An 18,814-nucleotide genomic window follows, 5' to 3' on the forward strand; every position below is an offset into this window, starting at 1 on the left:
ACAAAATGAGATGAAAAAAATATTTTTTATAAAGCGCTTACAAAGAATGTTGATTTGTAAGCATTTTTTTATTGGCATGATAGTTGCAAATGAAAAAAGTGAAGCCAATCAAATAGGAGGTTATCTTTATGACGATTGCCAAATCAACATCTACTCCCATTACACAAGAAAAAGCAAAATGGATATTTCAGAAAATGCATGAAATTCGCCAGTTTGAGGACAAGGTTCATGAAATTTTCAGCAAAGGAGTGCTGCCTGGCTTTGTCCATTTATATGCTGGCGAGGAAGCGGTCGCTGTAGGAATTTGCGCGCATTTAGATGACAAAGATTATATCACAAGTACGCATCGCGGACATGGACATTGCATTGCCAAAGGCTGTGATTTGAACGGAATGATGTCTGAAATTTACGGAAAGGCAACAGGATTGTGCAACGGAAAAGGAGGATCGATGCATATTGCCGATGTTGAAAAAGGAATGCTTGGGGCCAACGGAATTGTCGGCGGGGGGTTCCCGCTAGCTGTTGGGGCAGGCCTGACAGCAAAATTGAAGAAGTCGGGAGCGGTTGCAGTTTGTTTTTTCGGAGACGGCGCGAACAATCATGGAACATTTCATGAAGGTATTAATCTTGCAGCTATATGGAAATTGCCTGTTGTTTTTGTGGCGGAAAACAACGGATATGCAGAAGCGACCCCATTTGAATATGCATCCAGCTGTAAAAACATTGCGGATCGGGCTCAAGCCTATAATATCCCGGGAGAAGTGGTCGACGGCAAAGATGTGGTAGCTGTATATGAGGCGGCAGAAAGAGCAGTTGCACGAGCTCGAAATGGAGAGGGCCCGACATTAATTGAATGTAAGACATATCGGAATTACGGACATTTTGAAGGTGACGCCCAGACTTACAAATCTGCGGAAGAAAAACAAAAGCATTTACAGGAGAATGATGCAATTGCAAAATTCCGCCATTACATTCTTTCCAATCAATTAATATCCGAACAAGAATTATTAAATATCGAACAACAGGTAACAAAAGCGGTTGAGGAGGCGGTACATTTTGCTGAAAAAAGCCCGTTTCCGTCTGCTGAGGATCTTTTAAAGGACGTTTATGTATCTTATTAAATCAAAGGAGTTAGGAGGAACGAAAAATGGCAAGAAAAATTTCTTTTTCTGGTGCGGTCAATGAAGCTATGAAGCTGGCAATGCGCAAAGATCAAAATGTTATTTTACTTGGAGAAGACGTTGCAGGAGGAGCGAATGTGGATCATTTGCAGGACGATGAAGCTTGGGGAGGAGTAATGGGGGTTACGAAAGGTCTTGTTCAAGAGTTTGGAAGAGAAAGAGTGTTGGATACGCCTATTGCGGAGGCCGGCTATATTGGTGCAGCAGTTACCGCCGCAGCAACAGGACTAAGACCGATTGCCGAATTAATGTTTAACGATTTTATCGGCAGCTGCTTAGATGAAGTTATGAACCAAGCGGCAAAACTTCGTTATATGTTCGGAGGCAAGGCGAAGGTGCCTGTAACGATACGAACAATGCACGGTGCCGGCTTTCGAGCGGCGGCGCAGCATTCCCAAAGCCTGTATGCCCTTTTTACCCATATACCCGGTTTAAAAGTCGTTGTTCCTTCTACACCGGCGGATGCGAAGGGACTGTTGCTTACCTCCATCTTTGACGATGATCCCGTTATCTTTTTTGAAGATAAAACACTTTATAACCTAAAAGGAGAAGTAGAGGAAGGATTTTATACGATCCCGTTTGGAAAAGCGGATATCAAACGGGAAGGCAGCGATTTGACCATCGTAGCGATAGGGAAGCAAGTGCACACGGCCTTGAAGGCTGCCGACATATTAAAAACGAGAGGAGTCGAAACGGAGGTAATTGATCCGAGAACACTGTCCCCGCTTGATGAAGAAACGATTTTATCTTCTGTATCGAAGACAGGCCGGTTAATTGTCATTGATGAGGCAAATCCTCGCTGCAGTGCAGCTGCTGACATTTCCGCTCTTGTAGCAGATAAAGGATTTGATTATCTGGATGGACCAATTAAGCTGATTACGGCTCCGCATTGTCCGGTTCCTTTTTCGCCTGCGCTGGAGGATCTTTACTTGCCGACACCGGAAAAAGTGCTTAAGGCAGCGGCTGAAATAATTGGAGACGAAGCGATCGTGACCGCATAAAAAAAGCTGTGCGTGTTGATGAATGGAGACATCAACACGCATAGCATTTCTAGTATTCATCAAAGGAGAGATGAAACATGACAGTTGAAATTATCATGCCAAAGCTGGGAATGAGCATGGAAGAAGGAACGGTAGTAGAGTGGTTAAAGAAAAAGGGCGATCCAGTAAAAAAAGGAGAACCAGTTGTGGTGATCAGCTCTGATAAGATTGAAAAGGATATCGAAGCACCGCAAGATGGCGTGTTATTAGAGATTGCTGCCGAGCAGGATGAAACAGTGGAAGTAGGAAAAGCCATTGGCTATATCGGTCAAGAAGGGGAGGTAATCAACAACATAACGAACGATGCTGCCCAAGAAGTGGCGACAACCATTTTGAAAGAAGAAAGCTTATCTTCTCAAACAACAATTCGCGTTTCACCTGCCGCCCGAAAACTAGCACGTGAAGCCGGGATTGATTTGAGCAGTATTTCGGGTTCAGGGCCAAAAGGAAGAATTACAAGAGCGGACGTTGAAAAAGCGATTCAATCGAAAAAAGCATCCCCCCATTTAGAACCTGAACAAGAAGTAGTAATCCCGACAAATAAGCCGGCGGAAGAGCAAGAAGATATTGCAGTAAAAACTGTCACTGGCATGCGTAAAGTGATTGCATCAAGGATGTTTACAAGTCTGCATCAGACAGCACAGCTGACGATTCATATGAAAGCCGATGTGACCTCTTTATTTGAGCTGCAAGAAAAGATTAAAAGCGAACTGCAGGATGAGCAGAATTTAAAATTGACTATTACTGACTTTGTAGCTAAGGCGGTCATTCTGTCGCTGCGAAATCAAAAGCAAATGAACAGTTTGTATGAAAATGGGCAGATTCAAACGTATGATTCAGTGCATTTAGGCATTGCAGTTGCATTGGAGAACGGGCTCGTTGTGCCGGTTTTGCGCCATGCCGACAAGCTTTCCTTAAACGAAATTTCGAAAAATATCAAGGAACTAAGTAAGAAGGCAAGAGAAGGAAATTTAAGCAGCGAAGAAATGAGCGGCTCGACCTTTACGATCACCAGTTTAGGGGCTTACGGCGTTGAATTTTTCACCCCGATTTTGAATCCTCCGGAAGTGGGCATTCTCGGAGTAGGAACAGCTGCGGATACGGCAGTGTTTTCAGGAGATACCATTCAAAAGAGAAAAATTTTGCCGCTCAGCTTAACGTTTGACCATCAAGTAATTGATGGAGCTCCGGCAAGCCAATTTCTCGGGCTGGTGAAAAAATATTTAGAAAAACCGTATCAGCTTTTATGGCTGTGAGTTTTCTGCTTTCAAGCTTGCTTGATTTTTTCACTATAAAAGTAATGTGTTAATAAAACAAGCGGATCTTTCATGATCCGCTTGTTTTAGCTTACGGGCAGCATTTAATTCTCATTCACAATAATTTTTATTTATTTAAGAAGTGCTTAATTTAAATTTTCCCTTTTTCATTAAGCAAATATCGTAGCTGCCGAGTTGTAATGTTTAGTGCTTCTGCTGTTTTTTTTCGATCTCCTGTATGTTTTTTAAGTGATTTGAGGACAAATGATCGGCCAATTTGTTTTTCTAATTCTTTAATGGAATCCAATACTTGTTCAAGGTCGATGTCATCTTGCTGCTTCCATAACGATAAAATATGTTTCGTCCAATTCGATAAATAAGCTTCTAAATCATCATGAACTGTGCTAGCTTTTGGAAATTTTGTTAGTTGGAAGCTGAAGCTGGTTTTTAATTTGTCGGGTAAATATTTTGGCGTAATTATGTCTATCTCTCCATCTGCCAATGTTGCGGCTCTTTTGACAATGTTAAATAGCTCTCTGACATTTCCCGGCCAGTTATAGTTTTTCATTAGTTCAATGCTTTCATCTGAGAATGTAAGATGTGAAGCGTTTATCTTTTTTAGAAAATAATCCAAAAACAGCGGGAGATCTTCTATTCTGTTTCGCAGTGGGGGAATTCTTAATTTCACTACATCTAAACGATACAATAAATCTTCTCGAAACGTTTTTTCTTGGACAGCCTCGGCCAAATTTTTATTCGTGGCCGCAATGATCCGTGTATTCGTTTTACGGATCGATTCACCGCCTACTCTGAAATATTCCCCCGTCTCTAGTACTCTTAGCAGCTGTACTTGAATGGCCTGGCTTGCTTCACCAATTTCATCTAAAAACAGTGTACCGTTATTGGCTATTTCAAATATTCCTTTTTTCTGTTTAATGGCTCCAGTAAAAGCACCTTTTTCATGCCCGAATAATTCACTCTCCAATAACGTTTCGGAAACAGCTCCGCAATTTATTCGGACAAATGGTTGATCGTATCTTAAGCTCATGTTGTGAATAAAATGGGCAAGCACCTCTTTGCCTGTTCCTGTTTCTCCTTCAATTAATACATTTATGTTTTTCTTAGCAATTTTTTCAGCCAGCTTGACTAATTCATTCATCTTTTTATTGTTGCCGATAATAAATCCAATCGTATCGGCCAGTTTGTCGGTGTTTGCTGGTGAAGAAAATTTCTCGCTATTTAATAAATCTTCTAATGTTTTCTCTAATTGGCTTATATCATCGAACGGTTTTTCAATATAATCATTTGCACCATTCTTAATGGCCTCTACAGCCGTTTTCACTGTGCTGTATCCTGTCATGATGATAGCTTTACAGGAAGGATGAGCTGCTTTTAATTGCTTAAGCAAATGAAGACCATCTGTACCAGGCAGCTTTACATCAATTAGTGCTAAATCAAAGGAATGGAGCGAAATTAAGTTGGAAAAATCTTCAGCATTCAAACCTACTTTTACATCATATCCTTTTTCTTCTAAAAGATGTCGAAAAAAGTTCCCTACTTCACGTTCGTCGTCTATTACTAGTACCTTTTTCATTGCAAATCATCTCCCTTTCTATTCGTGTCTAACTGGGAGCTTTAAAATAAATTCACTGCCTTCTCCGTATTTACTGTTCACGACAATTGTACCGCCGTGTGTTTCAGCGATCCCTAAACTAACGGACAATCCTAGTCCAGTGCCTTTTCCTGGACTTTTCGTGGTAAAAAAAGGATTAAATATTTCCTGCAAATGCTGGTTTTGAATTCCGATTCCATTATCTGTTATGGACACTGTGATCCATTTTTTGTTGTCTTCAATTATTTCTTTTGTTTCAATCTTGATGATCTTCTTCGGTATATTTTTTTCTTCCAAGGCATCCTTTGCATTAATTAATAAGTTTAAAATGATCTGTCCGATTTGTTGAATATTTCCTTTCACATGATCTATATGCTCAGCCAGTTCTTTTTGAATGATGATATTTTGTTGCTTAAACTGGTCGCTAAAAATTCCTAATACTTGTTCCACCGCTTCATTGATAGAGCATTCTTCGAACACATATTCATCTTGACGCGAAAAAGTAAGTAAATTTTGGATAATGGATTTACACCTTTTTCCACATAAATATATGTCTGATAAAAGTTTGTAGGAGCGGTCGTCCTGTTTGAATGATCTTAATAAAAGCTGAGAATTGCCAAGGATAGCTGTTAAAGGGCTGTTCAGTTCATGCGCGATTCCGGCTGCCATTTCTCCAATAGCCGCTAATTTTCCAGACTGAATTAGTTGAGCTTCCATCTTTCGTTTTTCTGTAATATCGATAATGTAGATGATATATGAATAAACCTCATGGCTCCTATTAAAGATCGGAAATGAGCGGAATTCAAAGACGTGATTTTTTAAATGAAACTCATCAATAATATTTTCTTTGACTGAGAGATATTTTTCCTGAGTAGCTTCCTTTTTATCAATTTCTAATAACTTGTGTATATTCTGTCCGATAAGATCGGTTTTAAAATATTCTTTTGCAGAATCATTCGATTTTAATATATTTCCTTCTAAATCGGTAATAAACATCATATCTGATACCGCACGAAACGTTTCTTCCCATTCTTTTTTGGCTGTTAAGACTTTATGATAAAGACGGACATTTTCGATGCAAACGGCAATCTGATCGGATAGCTGCTGAAAAAACGCAAGGTCTGATTCATCGAAATGATTGATTTTTTTGCTTCCAATGCTTAAAAGACCGATAGCAGCATCTTTGCTTATGAGGGGAATGACTAAGGCGCTTTGAATACCTAATGATTGATACGCCTTTTTTTCAATGAAATAATGAAGATCATTATTCATTTGGTAAAAAATTTTTTCTGACGACTCAATTGCCTGCCAATATAAAGAATCTTTTTTTGGAAAAACAAATCCAATAGGAAAATATAAAGAATTGGGAGGATATACATTTGTTAACGTCAGCTTATCGTGTTCATATAAAGATAAACTGATTCGTTCAAGCGGAAAAAAAATTTTTAGCTTTTCAAATATATTTTTCAACATTTCATCTATTGACATATCGATATTGAAGCTTCTATTTACCTCATTTATCACCTCTAGCTGCATGTTTTTCTTTTTGAGCTCTTCAACCATGATTTTCAATTCATTATAGTAGCTTTTTTTAGAAGACTGAACACCAGTCAGCTTGCTGATCATTTCTTCCCGCTCTTTTAGCAACATTTCTACCAAGCCTTTCTGAAAAGTTCTTCAATGATTTCGACAGTGACATCCCTTGGATTTGTGATCATACATGCATCATTTAAAGCAGTTAGGCTCATTTGAGGAATTTCTTCTTTTTTCACATGAATTTCAGACAGCCTTTGCGGAGCTCCGACATCTTGAATTAATTCTTTCACAAGGTCAATCGCCTTTTTGGCAGCTTCCATTTTGGATATGTCGCAATCATTTAATCCAAGGAGATACGCAATATCTGCAAATTTTTGAGGATTTGCTAAATAATTAAATTCCATGACATGAGGCAATAAAATAGAATTCACATCGCCATGCAAAATAGGATATCTGCCACCAACTGCATGAGACATTGCATGAACGGCTCCTAAAATGGCATTGGAAAAAGCAATTCCAGCTTGTAAACTTGCCATTGCCATATTGGTTTTCGCCTCTTTATTTAATTTAGAGGCGACAGAAGGCCGTAAATATTTAGCGACAAGCGATATGGAATTTTTGGCATGAACATCAGTTAGTGGTGTTGCGGCCAAACTAATATACGATTCAATCCCATGTGTTAATACGTCGATTCCTGTTGAAGCAGTTAAATGGGAACTTTTCGTCACGAGTGTTTCAGGGTCAATAATAGCAATATCAGGTATTAACGATTTTGAAATAATGGTCATCTTTTTCTGTTTTTCTGTATTTAAAATAATAGAAAATTGTGAAACCTCCGATCCCGAGCCGGCTGTAGTAGGGATCATGATTTGAGGCGGGAGGGGATGCTTAATTTTGTCGACGCCTTCATAATCATGAATGACTCCGCCATTTGTCGCTAACAGAGCAATAGCTTTGGCTGCATCAATAGCGCTGCCTCCGCCAATCCCGATCACCGAATCGCATCCACATTTAAGATATATATTTCGACCTTTATCCACTTCTGTATCCTTTGGATTAATCGTAATATCAATGAATGTCTCATATTTTAAACCGGCTTTCACGCAGCTATCAATGACTACATCCAGCCAACCGACCTCCGAAATACCGCGATCACTGACGATGAGCACATTGGATGCGCCCAAACGTAAACAGCAGTTACCAACTTCAGAAATAGAACCGTTTCCAAATATTATCTCCGGCATGACAAATTTATGAATGTTCATTATGTCCCCCCTTTAACATTGACAGTTTTTCCATAAATACATAATTCCATATTAAAATAAAAAAATCCTTTTAATATGTAAAAGGTAAACAAAATATGTAAGTGGCAAGCAACAATTCATTGCTTACCTCAACATACTGAAAGTAGCCGGCATCCGCCAGCTACTTTCAGACAAAAATACGAAATCAAGTAGGGGCTGTCCAAAAAGTCAGGGTAACTGACTTTTTGGAGCCCCTCATTTTTTCACTTTTTAAAAAAAATGCACAAAAAAATCGTCCTTTCTAGTAAAATGAAGTTACCACACAACATTACAGAAAGGACGATTTTTTATGAGCAATCAAATGATTACTCGTGAAAATTATAACACACAAATGACACTTCCTCTAGATGGAAAAGAAGAAAAAACTCCTGCCAAAAGAAATTTAGCCCCTACTTTCAAACCATATGACAACCGTCAAGTTCAAATGATTTATGATATTGAATCTCTTATACCCGAACATCACGTGGCACGTGTCGTGGACGAAATGGTGGAGGCGATACCAGATAAACAATTGTTTTCTCATTATAAAGGCGGCGGCAGAAGTTCCTATCATCCCAAAATGATGCTGAAAATCATTCTGTATGCTTATTCTCAAAAGGTTTATTCCTGCCGAGGAATCGAAAAACTCGTTAAAGAAAATATTCCTGCCATGTGGCTTTCAGCGATGCAACAACCAGATTTTCGCACCATTAATGAGTTCCGAGGGGAACGGATGAAAGCTTTAATGGATGAGCTCTTTGAAGTCATGATTCTCAAATTGATAAAAGAACATTACATCACGATGGAAAACTACTTTTTGGATGGCACTAAGATCGAAGCCGATGCCAATAAGTATTCTTTTGTGTGGAAAAAATCCACTTTGAAATTCGAAGAGAAATTAAAAGAAAAAATCCAAGAAACACTAAAGCACATTCATGAATTAACCCAATTAGAAGCCGGAACAGGGCAAAAGGAAAGCGATCAACATACAGAGATCACCGAACAAAACCTGGAGGAAATCGCAAAAGAAATAGAAGAAAAAGTTGAAACGCTAACGGAAGAAATCGAAAAGGAGACCGATACATCCATTCGGAAAGAGAAGCGAAAAAAACGCAGTCAATTAAAGAAATCGGTGAAACAAATTCGTGAAGATTTCCTGCCCCGAATGGCAAGATACAAGGAACAAAAGGAAATGTTCGGTGACCGTAACAGCTACTCGAAAACAGACAAAGACGCAACCTTCATGCGCATGAAAGAAGACCATATGAAAAACGGTCAGCTCAAGCCCGGATACAACGTGCAAATGGGGACAGAGAATCAGTTTATCTTGTTTTATACCATTCATCAACGACCGACCGATACACGTTGCTTTATCCCACATATGGAGAAGCTAGCCTCCAGTTCATTACCGATGCCCAAAACGGTCATTGCGGATGCAGGCTATGGTAGTGAAGAAAACTATGTATATGCAGTTGGTGATGAGAAAGAGCCCCGTTTTGAGTTTCTAATTCCTTATGGGAGCTATGTAAAAGAACAAACACGTACATACAAAAAAGACATTAAAAATGCCAAAAACTGGACCTATTGTGAAGAGGAGGATTGTTTTATTTGCCCGAATGGAAGGAGAGTAACGTTTAAAAAATACCAAAACAAAAAGAATCCATCTGGCTATGAACAAAGCTTCAAAATATACGAATGTGAAGATTGTACCGATTGCCCATTGAAAGCGAAATGCACAAAAGCGAAGGGAAATCGTCAAGTTCACTGGAATCCCATCTTCGAAGAAATGAAAGCAAAGGCCAAAACAGCCCTTGAATGTGAAGAGAAAGCCGCAATCTACGCTCGACGCAAAGTCGAGGCAGAAAGTGTGTTCGGTCACATCAAGGGCAATCGGTCGTTCCGCAGATTTTCTTTGCGGGGCCTCGACAAGGTACATGTTGAGTTTGGGATTGTGGCATTAGCCCACAACATACTGAAAGTAGCCGGCATCCGCCAGCTACTTTCAGATAAAAATCGAAAAAATATAAAAGCAAGTGGAGAGAAACGAATTGTTTTTCTCCACTTGCTTCATTTTAGGGACTTATCGGACAGCCCCTACTTGAATTATTTAGGGGCTTATCGAGCATTCCCCTATTTTGTTTAATTCTGGGCAATCCAAACGCTTTTCACTTCTGTATAGTTGTCTAATGCATAGGATCCCATTTCTCTTCCTATGCCGGATTCTTTATATCCGCCGAAGGGACTTGCAGCGTCAAAGACGTTGTAACAGTTTACCCAAACTGTTCCAGCACGGAGCTTGTTAGCAATGTAATGAGCTTTTGTAACATCGCGCGTCCAAACCCCTGCTGCTAATCCATAATTTGTATCGTTTGCACGTTCAATCAACTCGTCTATATCTTCATATGGCAAAGCGGCGATTACCGGTCCGAATATTTCTTCTTTTGAAATGGTCATAGAATCTTCAACGTTGGCAAAAATAGTCGGCTCTACAAAATACCCTTGTTCGGAAGGTTTTTGTCCTCCTGTTAAAAGTTCAGCACCTTCTTCCAGCCCTTTTTCAATATATCCAAGGACTCGGTTTTGCTGCTCGGAAGAAACAAGCGGTCCCATTTCTGTATCTGCTTTTAGTCCAAATCCTTGTTTAATAGATTTTGCATGGGATACCATATCGGCCACAACATTGTCATACTGTTTCTTCTGAATGAAGACGCGGCTGCCTGCACAACAAACTTGTCCTTGGTTGAACATGACGCCATTTAAAGCACCCGGAATTGCTTTTGAAAAATCAGCATCAGGCAAAATGATGTTCGGTGATTTACCGCCTAGTTCTAACGTAACGCGTTTAAGAGATTTCGAAGCGTTTGCCATAATTAATTTTCCGACTTCAGTTGAACCTGTGAAGGCAATTTTATCAACTTGTGGATGTTTGACTAATGCATCACCTGCTGTTTCACCAAATCCGGGAACAATATTGACAACACCAGCAGGAAAACCGGCTTCTTCAATAAGTTCAGCTAAATATAAAGCTGAAAGAGGTGTTTGTTCAGCTGGCTTTAATACAACTGTACAACCGGTTGCAAGCGCGGCGCCAAGCTTCCACATTGCCATGAGCAATGGAAAGTTCCAAGGAATAATTTGTCCTACGACGCCAACTGGTTCATGACGTGTATAGTTAAAATACGGTCCATTGACTGGAATTGTTTGTCCGACAATTTTCGTAGACCATCCAGCATAATAACGCATGTGTTCAATTGCCAACGGTACGTCGGCATTGATTGTTTCACGAATCGGTTTCCCATTATCCAATGTTTCTAGCTGAGCCAGTTCTTCTTTATTTTCCTCCATTAAATCCGCCAGTTTATACATGAGCCTGCTTCTTTCTGCTGCGCTCATTCTTGACCACGGTCCTCGGTCAAACGCTTCTCTGGCTGCCTTCACAGCGCGGTCGATATCTTCAGCATCTCCTTCATAAACTGTTGCCAATCTTTCTCCCGTTGCAGGGTTAGGAGTGTCAAATGTTTTTCCTGAAGCGCTTTCAACAAAGCTGCCGTTTATATACATTTTTTTCTTGCCGGATAAAAACTTTTCAACTTTTTCTTTTAATTTAGGGGCTGCAATTGAGCTCATCATCAATCCTCCTTCAATTTTAGTACGATACGACCGTTGATTTTTCCTTTTTCCATTCTTTCAAATACTTCATTTATTTCTTCTAATTCAGCGGTTTCAACAATTGGACGGACTTTTCCGCGAGCAGCAAAATCTAATGCTTCCTGCATGTCCTTTCTTGTACCGACGATGGAACCTTTAACGGAAACGCCGTTTAATACTGTATCGAAGATCGGAATAGGCAGATCAGCATTTGGCAGACCGACAACAACTAATGTGCCTCCCCGTTTCACTGACTGATAGGCCTGTTCAAATGCTTTTTTATTCACCGCTACACTAATAGCAGCATGAACTCCGCCTACTTGATCATGTATCGCTTTGACAGGATCTTCTTTTAAACCGTTGATTGCAATATCTGCACCTAAATCTTTGGCTAATTTTGATTTTTCATCACTGATATCAACAGCTACCACATTAAGTCCCATCGCTTTGGCGTATTGTAATGCAATATGACCAAGTCCTCCAATACCGTAAATGGCCACCCATTCACCTGGCCGAGCACCTGATACTTTCAACGCTTTATATGTCGTTACGCCTGCACATAAAATTGGCGCTACTTCAACTGGATCTAAGTTATCAGGAATTTTCGCCACATAATCTGCGGGAGCTTTACAGTATTCCGCATATCCGCCATCAACGGAATATCCGCCATTCAATTGATGCGGGCAAAGTGTTTCTTGACCAGTTAAACAATATTCACATTCACCACATGCAGAATATAACCATGGGATGCCGACGCGATCTCCCACTTTTATTGATTTAACTCCCTTTGCGACTTCTACAACAATTCCGACTCCTTCATGCCCCGGAATTAACGGCAATTTCGGTTTAATCGGCCAGTCACCATGGGCTGCATGTAAATCCGTATGGCACACACCGCATGCTTCGATCTTAACTAAAACTTCACCTTCCTCTAGTTTGGGTCTTTCCACCTCTTTAATTTCAAGTGCTTTTTTAAATTCGTTAACTACTGCTGCTTTCACTCAAATCAACCCCTTTCATTTTTTTCGACTTTATATCATGCAAGAACCGTACCAAAATTGAAAGCGCTTAATTTGCGGAATATTAGAAAAATACAAAATAGAATTTTGCCGAATTTTTGGCAGACTTGAACAAAATATTGGCAGAATTGTTGCATGAAAAGAAAAAGCAGGTTGTTCCAGTTGGAAACCTGCTAAAAATATAGTGTTCAGTTTTTAATCAAGCATGAATGATCATATTGCTTTCGGCACTGACGATATGCTTCCATGCAGATATTTTTTGGGGCGACATGTTCGGATTAAAGAGATTTTAAATCCTTCATCCAACTTTTTTTCGTAATTCCAAAATAATTGTGTAATTGCTGATATATTTGAAATAATTTTTTATATTTTTCTACATGGCTGAGAATTGGTTTGTAAGTTTTCAAAATTGGTTGTTTCATCCTTTCAACAGCCTCTTCTACGCTATCATATCCTCCATTTTCCTTGCCAGCTGCAACAGAGCCAAGAATGGCAGCGCCAACTGCAGGGGTATAATCGCTGGCTGAAACAATAATCTCTTTATTTAAAACGTCTGCATATATTTGCATGAGTAAATCATTTTTTTGGGGCAAACCACCGCAAGCAAATATTTCATTAATTTTTAATCCTGCTTGTTCATAATTTGAAATAATGATTTTTGCGCCAAATGCTGTAGCTTCCATATATGCTCTATAGATATCCTCAGGTTTGGAAGCGAGGGTCAGTCCTACAATCATTCCTGAAAGATCTGCATCTGAAAGTATAGATCGGTTTCCATTATGCCAATCTAATGCAATGAGACCAGATTGACCAGGCTCTAGGTGAGATGCCTTTTTTTCCAGTAAATCAAATACTGAAATTCCTTGTTCTTTCGCTTCTTTCATCAATGATTCCGGAACTTGTTTTGCAAACCAGCCAAATAAATCGCCTACAGCGGATTGTCCGGCTTCGTATGCATATAATCTTGGGATAATAGAATTTTTTACTACTCCCGAAATACCCGGTATATGAATTTCTTTTTTGCTCAGCATAATATGGCAAGTGGACGTCCCCATTACCATTGTCAATTGATGCGGTTTGGATGAACCGACTCCTAATACTGCGGAATGAGCATCGATAATGGCAACGGCGACAGGCAGATTTTTCGGCAATCCTAAAAGACTTGACATTTCATCAGTGAGGACCCCAGCTTTTTCACCAATATATCCAATTTTACCTTTTAACTTTGAAGAAACAATGTTTTTAAATTCAGGATGGAGCTTTTCGAAAAATTGCACGGGAAAACCGCTGTTTTCATTCCAAAAAGCTTTGAAGCCTAACGAGCAATTGCTTCTGACAACTTTCCCTGTTAACTGTGAAACAATCCAATCTCCTGCTTCCAAAAATAAGCTGGCTTTTTCATACACTTCACGATCTTTGCAAAAAACTTCATAGCATTTTGGGATAAACCATTCTGTTGAAATGTTGTAGCCGTAATTTTTTAGCCAGCTTTCTTTATGTGAAGAAGCTAATTTGAACATTTCTTCTGTTTCTTTTTTTGGTCCATGATGCTTCCATAATTTTACCCATGCATGGGGATTGTTTTGAAATTCCTTGTGAAAACATAATGGTTTTCCTTTTTCATCTACTGCGACCATAGTAGATGAGGTGAAATCAATGCCAATACCTATAATTTGTGAAGAGCTGATATTTGCATCTTTGATAGCATGAGGAATTCCTTTCATAATGACTTCTAAATAGTCGCCCGGATGCTGAAGAGCATAATCTCTGGGTAATCTCGTCCCATCGTTTGTCGGAAGCATCTCTGTAATCACTCCATGCGCATATGGAATGACACATTGTCCTTTAATAGATCCATCGTCAATGTTTACTATTAAAACTCTCCCAGATTCAGTACCGAAATCAATTCCAATAGTATATTTTTCCATACCAACCACTCCGTGAAAATGCTTTCATTGTACTGATTATATTAAACTAATAAAATAAAATTTACAAGCATAAAATTAATATAATCGAGCAAAAATAAACATATTTTTGTTCATTTATATTGACAATTTAAACAATATCGAATTATATTCATTATAAACAATCAAAAACGAGCAAGAAAAAACATAAATGAACATGGAGGATTAAGGATGACAGATGTGATTCATTCAAAGGCTTATAGGTTAATAGAGCCTGGAAAATTTAAAGAAACAATTATTGAACATAAAGTAAAGGAAGGTGAAGTTGTCGTCCAGCCTATTTTAGCCAGTATTTGTCATGCAGACTTAAGATACTATACCGGCAAAAGAAGAAAAGAAGCTCTTAACCAAAAGCTTCCGATGGCATTATTTCATGAAGGGATTGGAGAAGTAGTCATTTCAAAAGATGAGTTTATACAAGTTGGACAAAAGGTTGCAATTGTGCCAAGCATCCCTGGTTACAGATTAGAGCAAAAGAAAAAAGAAGATTGTTGTGAATCCTGCAGGAGAAATGTCGCAGATAACTATTGTAAAACTGGAGTGTTTTTAGGAAGCGGATATGACGGCATTGGTCAGGAGTTTTTAGTATTGCCAAGCGAAAATGTTGTACCAATTCCAGAAAAGCTGAAAGATGAGATTGCTGTATTAGCAGAGTTATGCTCAGTTTCACTGCATGCACTGAATCATTTGAAAGAAGAAGATTTTCATAAAGGGAAAATTGCTGTGTTCGGAGATGGACCAGTAGGATATTTAACAGCCGCAATGCTATATCATTATTTTCATATTCCTAAAAGCCAGCTATTAGTGTTTGGAGCAGTGGAAGAAAAACTGAATCAGTTTGATTTTGCCACTGTACACTTAGTTAACGATTTTCCTTTTTTAGAAGCTAAAGGGGTGACAGTTGCAATTGAATGCACAGGTGGCAAGTTTAGCGAAAGCGCTATCAACCAAGCGATTGATTTATTGGAGCCTGAAGGCAAATTGATTTTAATGGGGGTGACAGAGCAGCGTGTACCAATTAATACGAGAGATGTATTAGAAAAAGGGTTGCAGCTTTACGGAAGTTCCAGAAGTTCAAGTGAAGATTTTAAAACTTTGATGCAAGCATTTCTAAATGAAGATTATCAGAAAACTCTCTCTAAGTTGATACCGGAAAAAAGCATAGCAATCCGAAAGGCAGAAGATTTAAAAAAGGCAATGGATGAAGCTGCTGAACATAAAGGGTGGAAAAAAACATATTTATCTTTTTCATGGAACTAAATAAAAGGGGTGTAAAATAATGACACAAGTAACTGGAGTGAAATGGACTGAAAAATTAGGTATACCTTCTTCGATTGCATGGGGTTATTTAGGGATTTTAATTTTCATGATGGGAGATGGACTGGAAATTGGCTGGCTAAGTCCTTGGTTAATTGATCAAGGATTTACAGTTCAGCAAACTAGCCTATTGTTTTCGGCTTATGGGGTGACAGTCGCTGTTTCTTCGTGGCTGTCTGGAGTATTAGTTGAAGCACTTGGTACAAAAAGAACGATGTGGCTAGGGGTGTTATTTTATATACTGGGAACAATTGGATTTTTGAGTTTTGGGCTGCCGAATTTTAATATTTGGTGGATGGTTCCGTTTTATGCATTAAGGGGCTTGGGATACCCGCTGTTTGCATACTCTTTTCTAGTATGGATTGCTTACCGTGCCGATCAGGAGCGTCTCGGAACAGCAGTCGGCTGGTTTTGGTTTGTATTTACGGGAGGTTTAAATGTTTTAGGGGCTTATTATTCCGTAGTTGCAATCAAATTATTTGGGCACTATACTACGTTGTGGTCATCAATCTTTTGGGTCGTATTAGGGGCGATAATCGCATTAATAGTTAATAAAGACAAATTAGAACCAAATCAAGGAAGTTCTGCAAAAGAAAAATTATATGAGCTAATAAAAGGTGTCACAATTGTCAAGGAAGAGCCGAAAGTATTATTAGGCGGCATTGTTCGTGTCATTAATACTACTGCGCAGTTTGCATTTCCTGTTTTTTTGCCTACTTATCTTGCTGGACACGGAATTCCAACATCTACATGGTTGGCTATTTGGGGGACAATTTTTACAAGCAATATTTTATTTAATCTATTTTTTGGATATATAGGGGATAAAATTGGCTGGCGCAATACCATCATGTATTTTGGCGGTATTGGCTGCGGAGTTACTACTTTAGCTATATATTATTTTCCAGAGTGGTTTAATGGTAATATTTGGATCGTTGGCTTAGTAGCCATTTTATGGGGCGGATTGTTAGCGGGATATGTTCCGTTGTCTGCTTTAGTACCTTCGTTGGTGAAAGAGGACAAAGGAGCTGCAATGTCTGTTCTAAATTTAGGCGCTGGTTTGCCTGTTTTTGTTGGTCCTGCTATCGTTGGCCTGTTAATTGGTTCAATAGGAAATGCAGGAGTTATTTGGGTGCTGGCAATACTTTATTTTGTAAGCGCTATATTAACCAAATTTATTACATTGCCTGAAGAAACGAAATAACAAGATCTGAAAAAACATAGTCGATTGAATTCCTAATGAAAAGAGAATAATATAAGAATAGAAAAAATTTAAATTGTTAGGAAGTTCGACTATGTTAGCTCTTGAAAGGCAAAAAAAAATAGTAGAATACGTAAAGGAAAAGAAATTTGCTACTGTGGCTGAATTGGCTGTATATTTTCATGTCCATGAGGCAACGATTCGAAGAGATTTGTCGCTATTAGAATCAGAGGGAAAATTGAGAAGGACCCATGGCGGCGTTGTCATTGAGGAAGATAAAGTAAAATCGGAGCCGTCTTTTCAGGATCGGGAAACCGTTCAGTTCGAGGAAAAACGAAGAATTGGCATGCGTGCTGCACAGTTTATACAAGATGGCGAAAATATTATACTAGACTCAGGAACAACGACCGTTCATATTGCTGAAGCGATATTAGATAGAAAAAACATAACAGTGATTACAAACGATATAAATGTTGCGGCAAAGTTGCGTTTTTCAAATGGGATTAAAGTTATTGTAACAGGTGGTACGCTATATCCGGAAAGCTATATGTTAAATGGACTCATTGCTGATGAAGTGTTAGGCAATCTCCATGTGGACAAAGCATTCATCGGAACGCCAGCCCTTCATCACAAATTTGGCCTTACTCATTTTGATGAACAGATTGCTGCAACGAAGCGTTCTATGATAAAAGCTGCGAAGAGCGTCTATGTTGTAACGGATCATACGAAAGTAGGAAGGATTGCTTTGCATACTGTTGCCAGTCCAAATCAAATTGATGCGGTAATTATAGGCTCTGAATTAAGTGAGATTGAAATCAAAAAATGGGAAAATAGTGGCGTTAATCTTCATCTTGTATAAAGGAAAATTCAATATTTTACTCAAAATGCTTTCATTTTTCATTAACAATAATAATGAAAAAAGCAGATTGCACCGTACGGGCAGTCTGCTTTTAATTTACTATCGGCAATTTTGCGAAATCAAGAACGAACAAAAAAACCTCTGAGTTTCGATTAGGAGCTGATCATGCTTTTTGTCCATTTAAAGCATTCGCAAATTCCTCTACTGCTGCGTCCAATCTTTGCACTAGCTCTTCTGACAAGCTGTATTGTTCATTTTCTTCTCTGGTTACCCAGGCATCAACGGCATAAACGCCTCCTAGAATATATCTGCCTCCCATTGTGGATAACACTGGTTTTAGCGCATAATCTATAGATAGAAGGTGAGCCAATGTGCCACCGATAAACAACGGAAGTATTGTTTTACCCAAAAGCCCTTTTTGCGGAAGTAGGTCAAGGTATGTTTTCAATACGCCTGTATAAGCTGCTTTATACACTGGGCTTGCGATGATAATTCCGTCAGCTTGTTCCACTTTTTGGTTGGCGTTCAGAATCGCCTCGCTGTCGAATTTTGCTTTGATTAAATCTTCCGCAGGCAGCTGTGCTACTTGAATGTAATCAATCTCAATTCCTTTTTGCTGCAATTGCTGTTCAGCATATTGGATTAATCCATTTAATCTTGATGATGGAAACGGACTTCCATTGATAATTACAACTTTGCTCATTTACTACTATGCTCCTTTCTACGATTCTAAAAAACATATAAATCTTATTGAAATAGTTCGCTTTATGCTATCATCATTTTTATAATCTGTCAATATATGGAGGCTCTTAGCTGTTATTCTAATAGCCTTTAATTTGAGCATAAATCAAGAGAAAATAAGAAGCAACTTTAAGCTCTTGGAGATTTAGCTTTTTCCAAA

14 protein-coding genes are annotated in these 18,814 nt (G+C 38.9%); 7 read left to right on the top strand and 7 right to left on the bottom strand.

Annotated elements, in window-relative coordinates; all coding sequences use genetic code 11:
* The first annotated feature begins 128 nt into the window (after window positions 1-128).
* The 3 genes from NSQ94_RS04240 to NSQ94_RS04250 all read left to right on the top strand — a co-directional run bounded on the left by NSQ94_RS04240 (window position 129) and on the right by NSQ94_RS04250 (window position 3,477).
* A complete protein-coding gene (locus tag NSQ94_RS04240; protein ID WP_063387224.1) occupies window positions 129-1,121 on the top strand; it encodes a thiamine pyrophosphate-dependent dehydrogenase E1 component subunit alpha in 993 nt (330 codons plus the stop codon).
* Between the two features lie 26 nt (window positions 1,122-1,147).
* Complete coding sequence (locus NSQ94_RS04245) at window positions 1,148-2,182, top strand: alpha-ketoacid dehydrogenase subunit beta (protein ID WP_063387225.1); 1,035 nt, start codon at window positions 1,148-1,150, stop codon at window positions 2,180-2,182.
* 77 nt (window positions 2,183-2,259) lie between these two features.
* Window positions 2,260-3,477: a dihydrolipoamide acetyltransferase family protein gene (locus NSQ94_RS04250; RefSeq protein WP_094244576.1), complete on the top strand. Its 1,218-nt coding sequence runs from the start codon at window positions 2,260-2,262 to the stop codon at window positions 3,475-3,477.
* A gap of 151 nt (window positions 3,478-3,628) precedes the next feature.
* Here NSQ94_RS04250 and NSQ94_RS04255 read toward each other — a convergent pair whose 3' ends face one another.
* From NSQ94_RS04255 to NSQ94_RS04265, 3 genes are read right to left on the bottom strand one after another with little or no spacing between them, the layout of a single operon-like run.
* Window positions 3,629-5,071 (bottom strand): sigma-54 dependent transcriptional regulator, encoded by a 1,443-nt coding sequence (locus tag NSQ94_RS04255; protein ID WP_339230221.1) that lies wholly within the window; start codon window positions 5,069-5,071, stop codon window positions 3,629-3,631.
* 18 nt (window positions 5,072-5,089) lie between these two features.
* Window positions 5,090-6,739, bottom strand: a complete 1,650-nt coding sequence (locus tag NSQ94_RS04260; RefSeq protein WP_339230223.1) for an ATP-binding protein — start codon at window positions 6,737-6,739, stop codon at window positions 5,090-5,092.
* Between the two features lie 2 nt (window positions 6,740-6,741).
* The gene (locus tag NSQ94_RS04265; protein ID WP_130157102.1) at window positions 6,742-7,890 is read right to left on the bottom strand and encodes an iron-containing alcohol dehydrogenase; all 1,149 of its coding nucleotides are present in this window, start codon (window positions 7,888-7,890) and stop codon (window positions 6,742-6,744) included.
* 328 nt (window positions 7,891-8,218) lie between these two features.
* On the opposite strand from NSQ94_RS04265, the gene NSQ94_RS04270 reads away from it, so the two are divergent.
* Window positions 8,219-10,051 (top strand): IS1182 family transposase, encoded by a 1,833-nt coding sequence (locus NSQ94_RS04270; protein ID WP_339230226.1) that lies wholly within the window; start codon window positions 8,219-8,221, stop codon window positions 10,049-10,051.
* Here the strand turns inward: NSQ94_RS04270 and NSQ94_RS04275 are convergent.
* The 3 genes from NSQ94_RS04275 to NSQ94_RS04285 form a co-directional block, all read right to left on the bottom strand.
* Entirely contained in the window at window positions 10,048-11,535 is a 1,488-nt protein-coding gene (locus NSQ94_RS04275; protein WP_063387230.1) for an aldehyde dehydrogenase family protein, read from the bottom strand. The two genes, NSQ94_RS04270 and NSQ94_RS04275, sit on opposite strands and share 4 nt — an antisense overlap.
* Window positions 11,536-11,537: 2 nt before the next feature.
* Window positions 11,538-12,557 carry an alcohol dehydrogenase AdhP gene (adhP, locus tag NSQ94_RS04280; RefSeq protein ID WP_130157107.1) on the bottom strand — a complete coding sequence of 340 codons (1,020 nt, stop codon included), beginning with the start codon at window positions 12,555-12,557 and terminating at the stop codon, window positions 11,538-11,540.
* Window positions 12,558-12,853: 296 nt separating this feature from the next.
* Entirely contained in the window at window positions 12,854-14,503 is a 1,650-nt protein-coding gene (locus NSQ94_RS04285) for a ribulokinase (RefSeq protein ID WP_117016927.1), read from the bottom strand.
* 207 nt (window positions 14,504-14,710) lie between these two features.
* Between NSQ94_RS04285 and NSQ94_RS04290 the strand changes: the two genes are divergently transcribed.
* From NSQ94_RS04290 to NSQ94_RS04300, 3 genes are all read left to right on the top strand, one after another.
* Window positions 14,711-15,799, top strand: a complete 1,089-nt coding sequence (locus NSQ94_RS04290; protein WP_130157109.1) for an alcohol dehydrogenase catalytic domain-containing protein — start codon at window positions 14,711-14,713, stop codon at window positions 15,797-15,799.
* A gap of 19 nt (window positions 15,800-15,818) precedes the next feature.
* Window positions 15,819-17,057, top strand: a complete 1,239-nt coding sequence (locus tag NSQ94_RS04295) for an MFS transporter (RefSeq protein WP_339230229.1) — start codon at window positions 15,819-15,821, stop codon at window positions 17,055-17,057.
* Window positions 17,058-17,148: 91 nt separating this feature from the next.
* Window positions 17,149-17,913 carry a DeoR/GlpR family DNA-binding transcription regulator gene (locus tag NSQ94_RS04300; protein WP_066250948.1) on the top strand — a complete coding sequence of 255 codons (765 nt, stop codon included), beginning with the start codon at window positions 17,149-17,151 and terminating at the stop codon, window positions 17,911-17,913.
* A gap of 163 nt (window positions 17,914-18,076) precedes the next feature.
* On the opposite strand, the gene ssuE is transcribed toward NSQ94_RS04300, so the two are convergent.
* Window positions 18,077-18,616, bottom strand: coding sequence for an NADPH-dependent FMN reductase (gene ssuE / locus NSQ94_RS04305; protein ID WP_117016930.1), 540 nt, complete (start codon window positions 18,614-18,616; stop codon window positions 18,077-18,079).
* Window positions 18,617-18,814: the final 198 nt, after the last annotated feature.

The organism is Aeribacillus sp. FSL K6-2833 (genome assembly GCF_037965815.1).
Lineage (GTDB): Bacteria > Bacillota > Bacilli > Bacillales > Aeribacillaceae > Aeribacillus > Aeribacillus composti.

Excerpts from the sequence above, each read along its gene's own strand:
- NSQ94_RS04300 (WP_066250948.1), top strand. The coding sequence starts at position 17,149 with ATGTTAGCTCTTGAAAGGCAAAAAAAAATAGTAGAATACGTAAAGGAA.
- NSQ94_RS04255 (WP_339230221.1), bottom strand. The coding sequence starts at position 5,071 with ATGAAAAAGGTACTAGTAATAGACGACGAACGTGAAGTAGGGAACTTT.
- NSQ94_RS04285 (WP_117016927.1), bottom strand. The coding sequence starts at position 14,503 with ATGGAAAAATATACTATTGGAATTGATTTCGGTACTGAATCTGGGAGA.
- NSQ94_RS04275 (WP_063387230.1), bottom strand. The coding sequence starts at position 11,535 with ATGAGCTCAATTGCAGCCCCTAAATTAAAAGAAAAAGTTGAAAAGTTT.
- NSQ94_RS04270 (WP_339230226.1), top strand. The coding sequence starts at position 8,219 with ATGAGCAATCAAATGATTACTCGTGAAAATTATAACACACAAATGACA.
- NSQ94_RS04265 (WP_130157102.1), bottom strand. The coding sequence starts at position 7,890 with ATGAACATTCATAAATTTGTCATGCCGGAGATAATATTTGGAAACGGT.
- NSQ94_RS04295 (WP_339230229.1), top strand. The coding sequence starts at position 15,819 with ATGACACAAGTAACTGGAGTGAAATGGACTGAAAAATTAGGTATACCT.
- NSQ94_RS04240 (WP_063387224.1), top strand. The coding sequence starts at position 129 with ATGACGATTGCCAAATCAACATCTACTCCCATTACACAAGAAAAAGCA.
- NSQ94_RS04250 (WP_094244576.1), top strand. The coding sequence starts at position 2,260 with ATGACAGTTGAAATTATCATGCCAAAGCTGGGAATGAGCATGGAAGAA.
- ssuE (WP_117016930.1), bottom strand. The coding sequence starts at position 18,616 with ATGAGCAAAGTTGTAATTATCAATGGAAGTCCGTTTCCATCATCAAGA.
- NSQ94_RS04290 (WP_130157109.1), top strand. The coding sequence starts at position 14,711 with ATGACAGATGTGATTCATTCAAAGGCTTATAGGTTAATAGAGCCTGGA.
- NSQ94_RS04260 (WP_339230223.1), bottom strand. The coding sequence starts at position 6,739 with ATGTTGCTAAAAGAGCGGGAAGAAATGATCAGCAAGCTGACTGGTGTT.
- NSQ94_RS04245 (WP_063387225.1), top strand. The coding sequence starts at position 1,148 with ATGGCAAGAAAAATTTCTTTTTCTGGTGCGGTCAATGAAGCTATGAAG.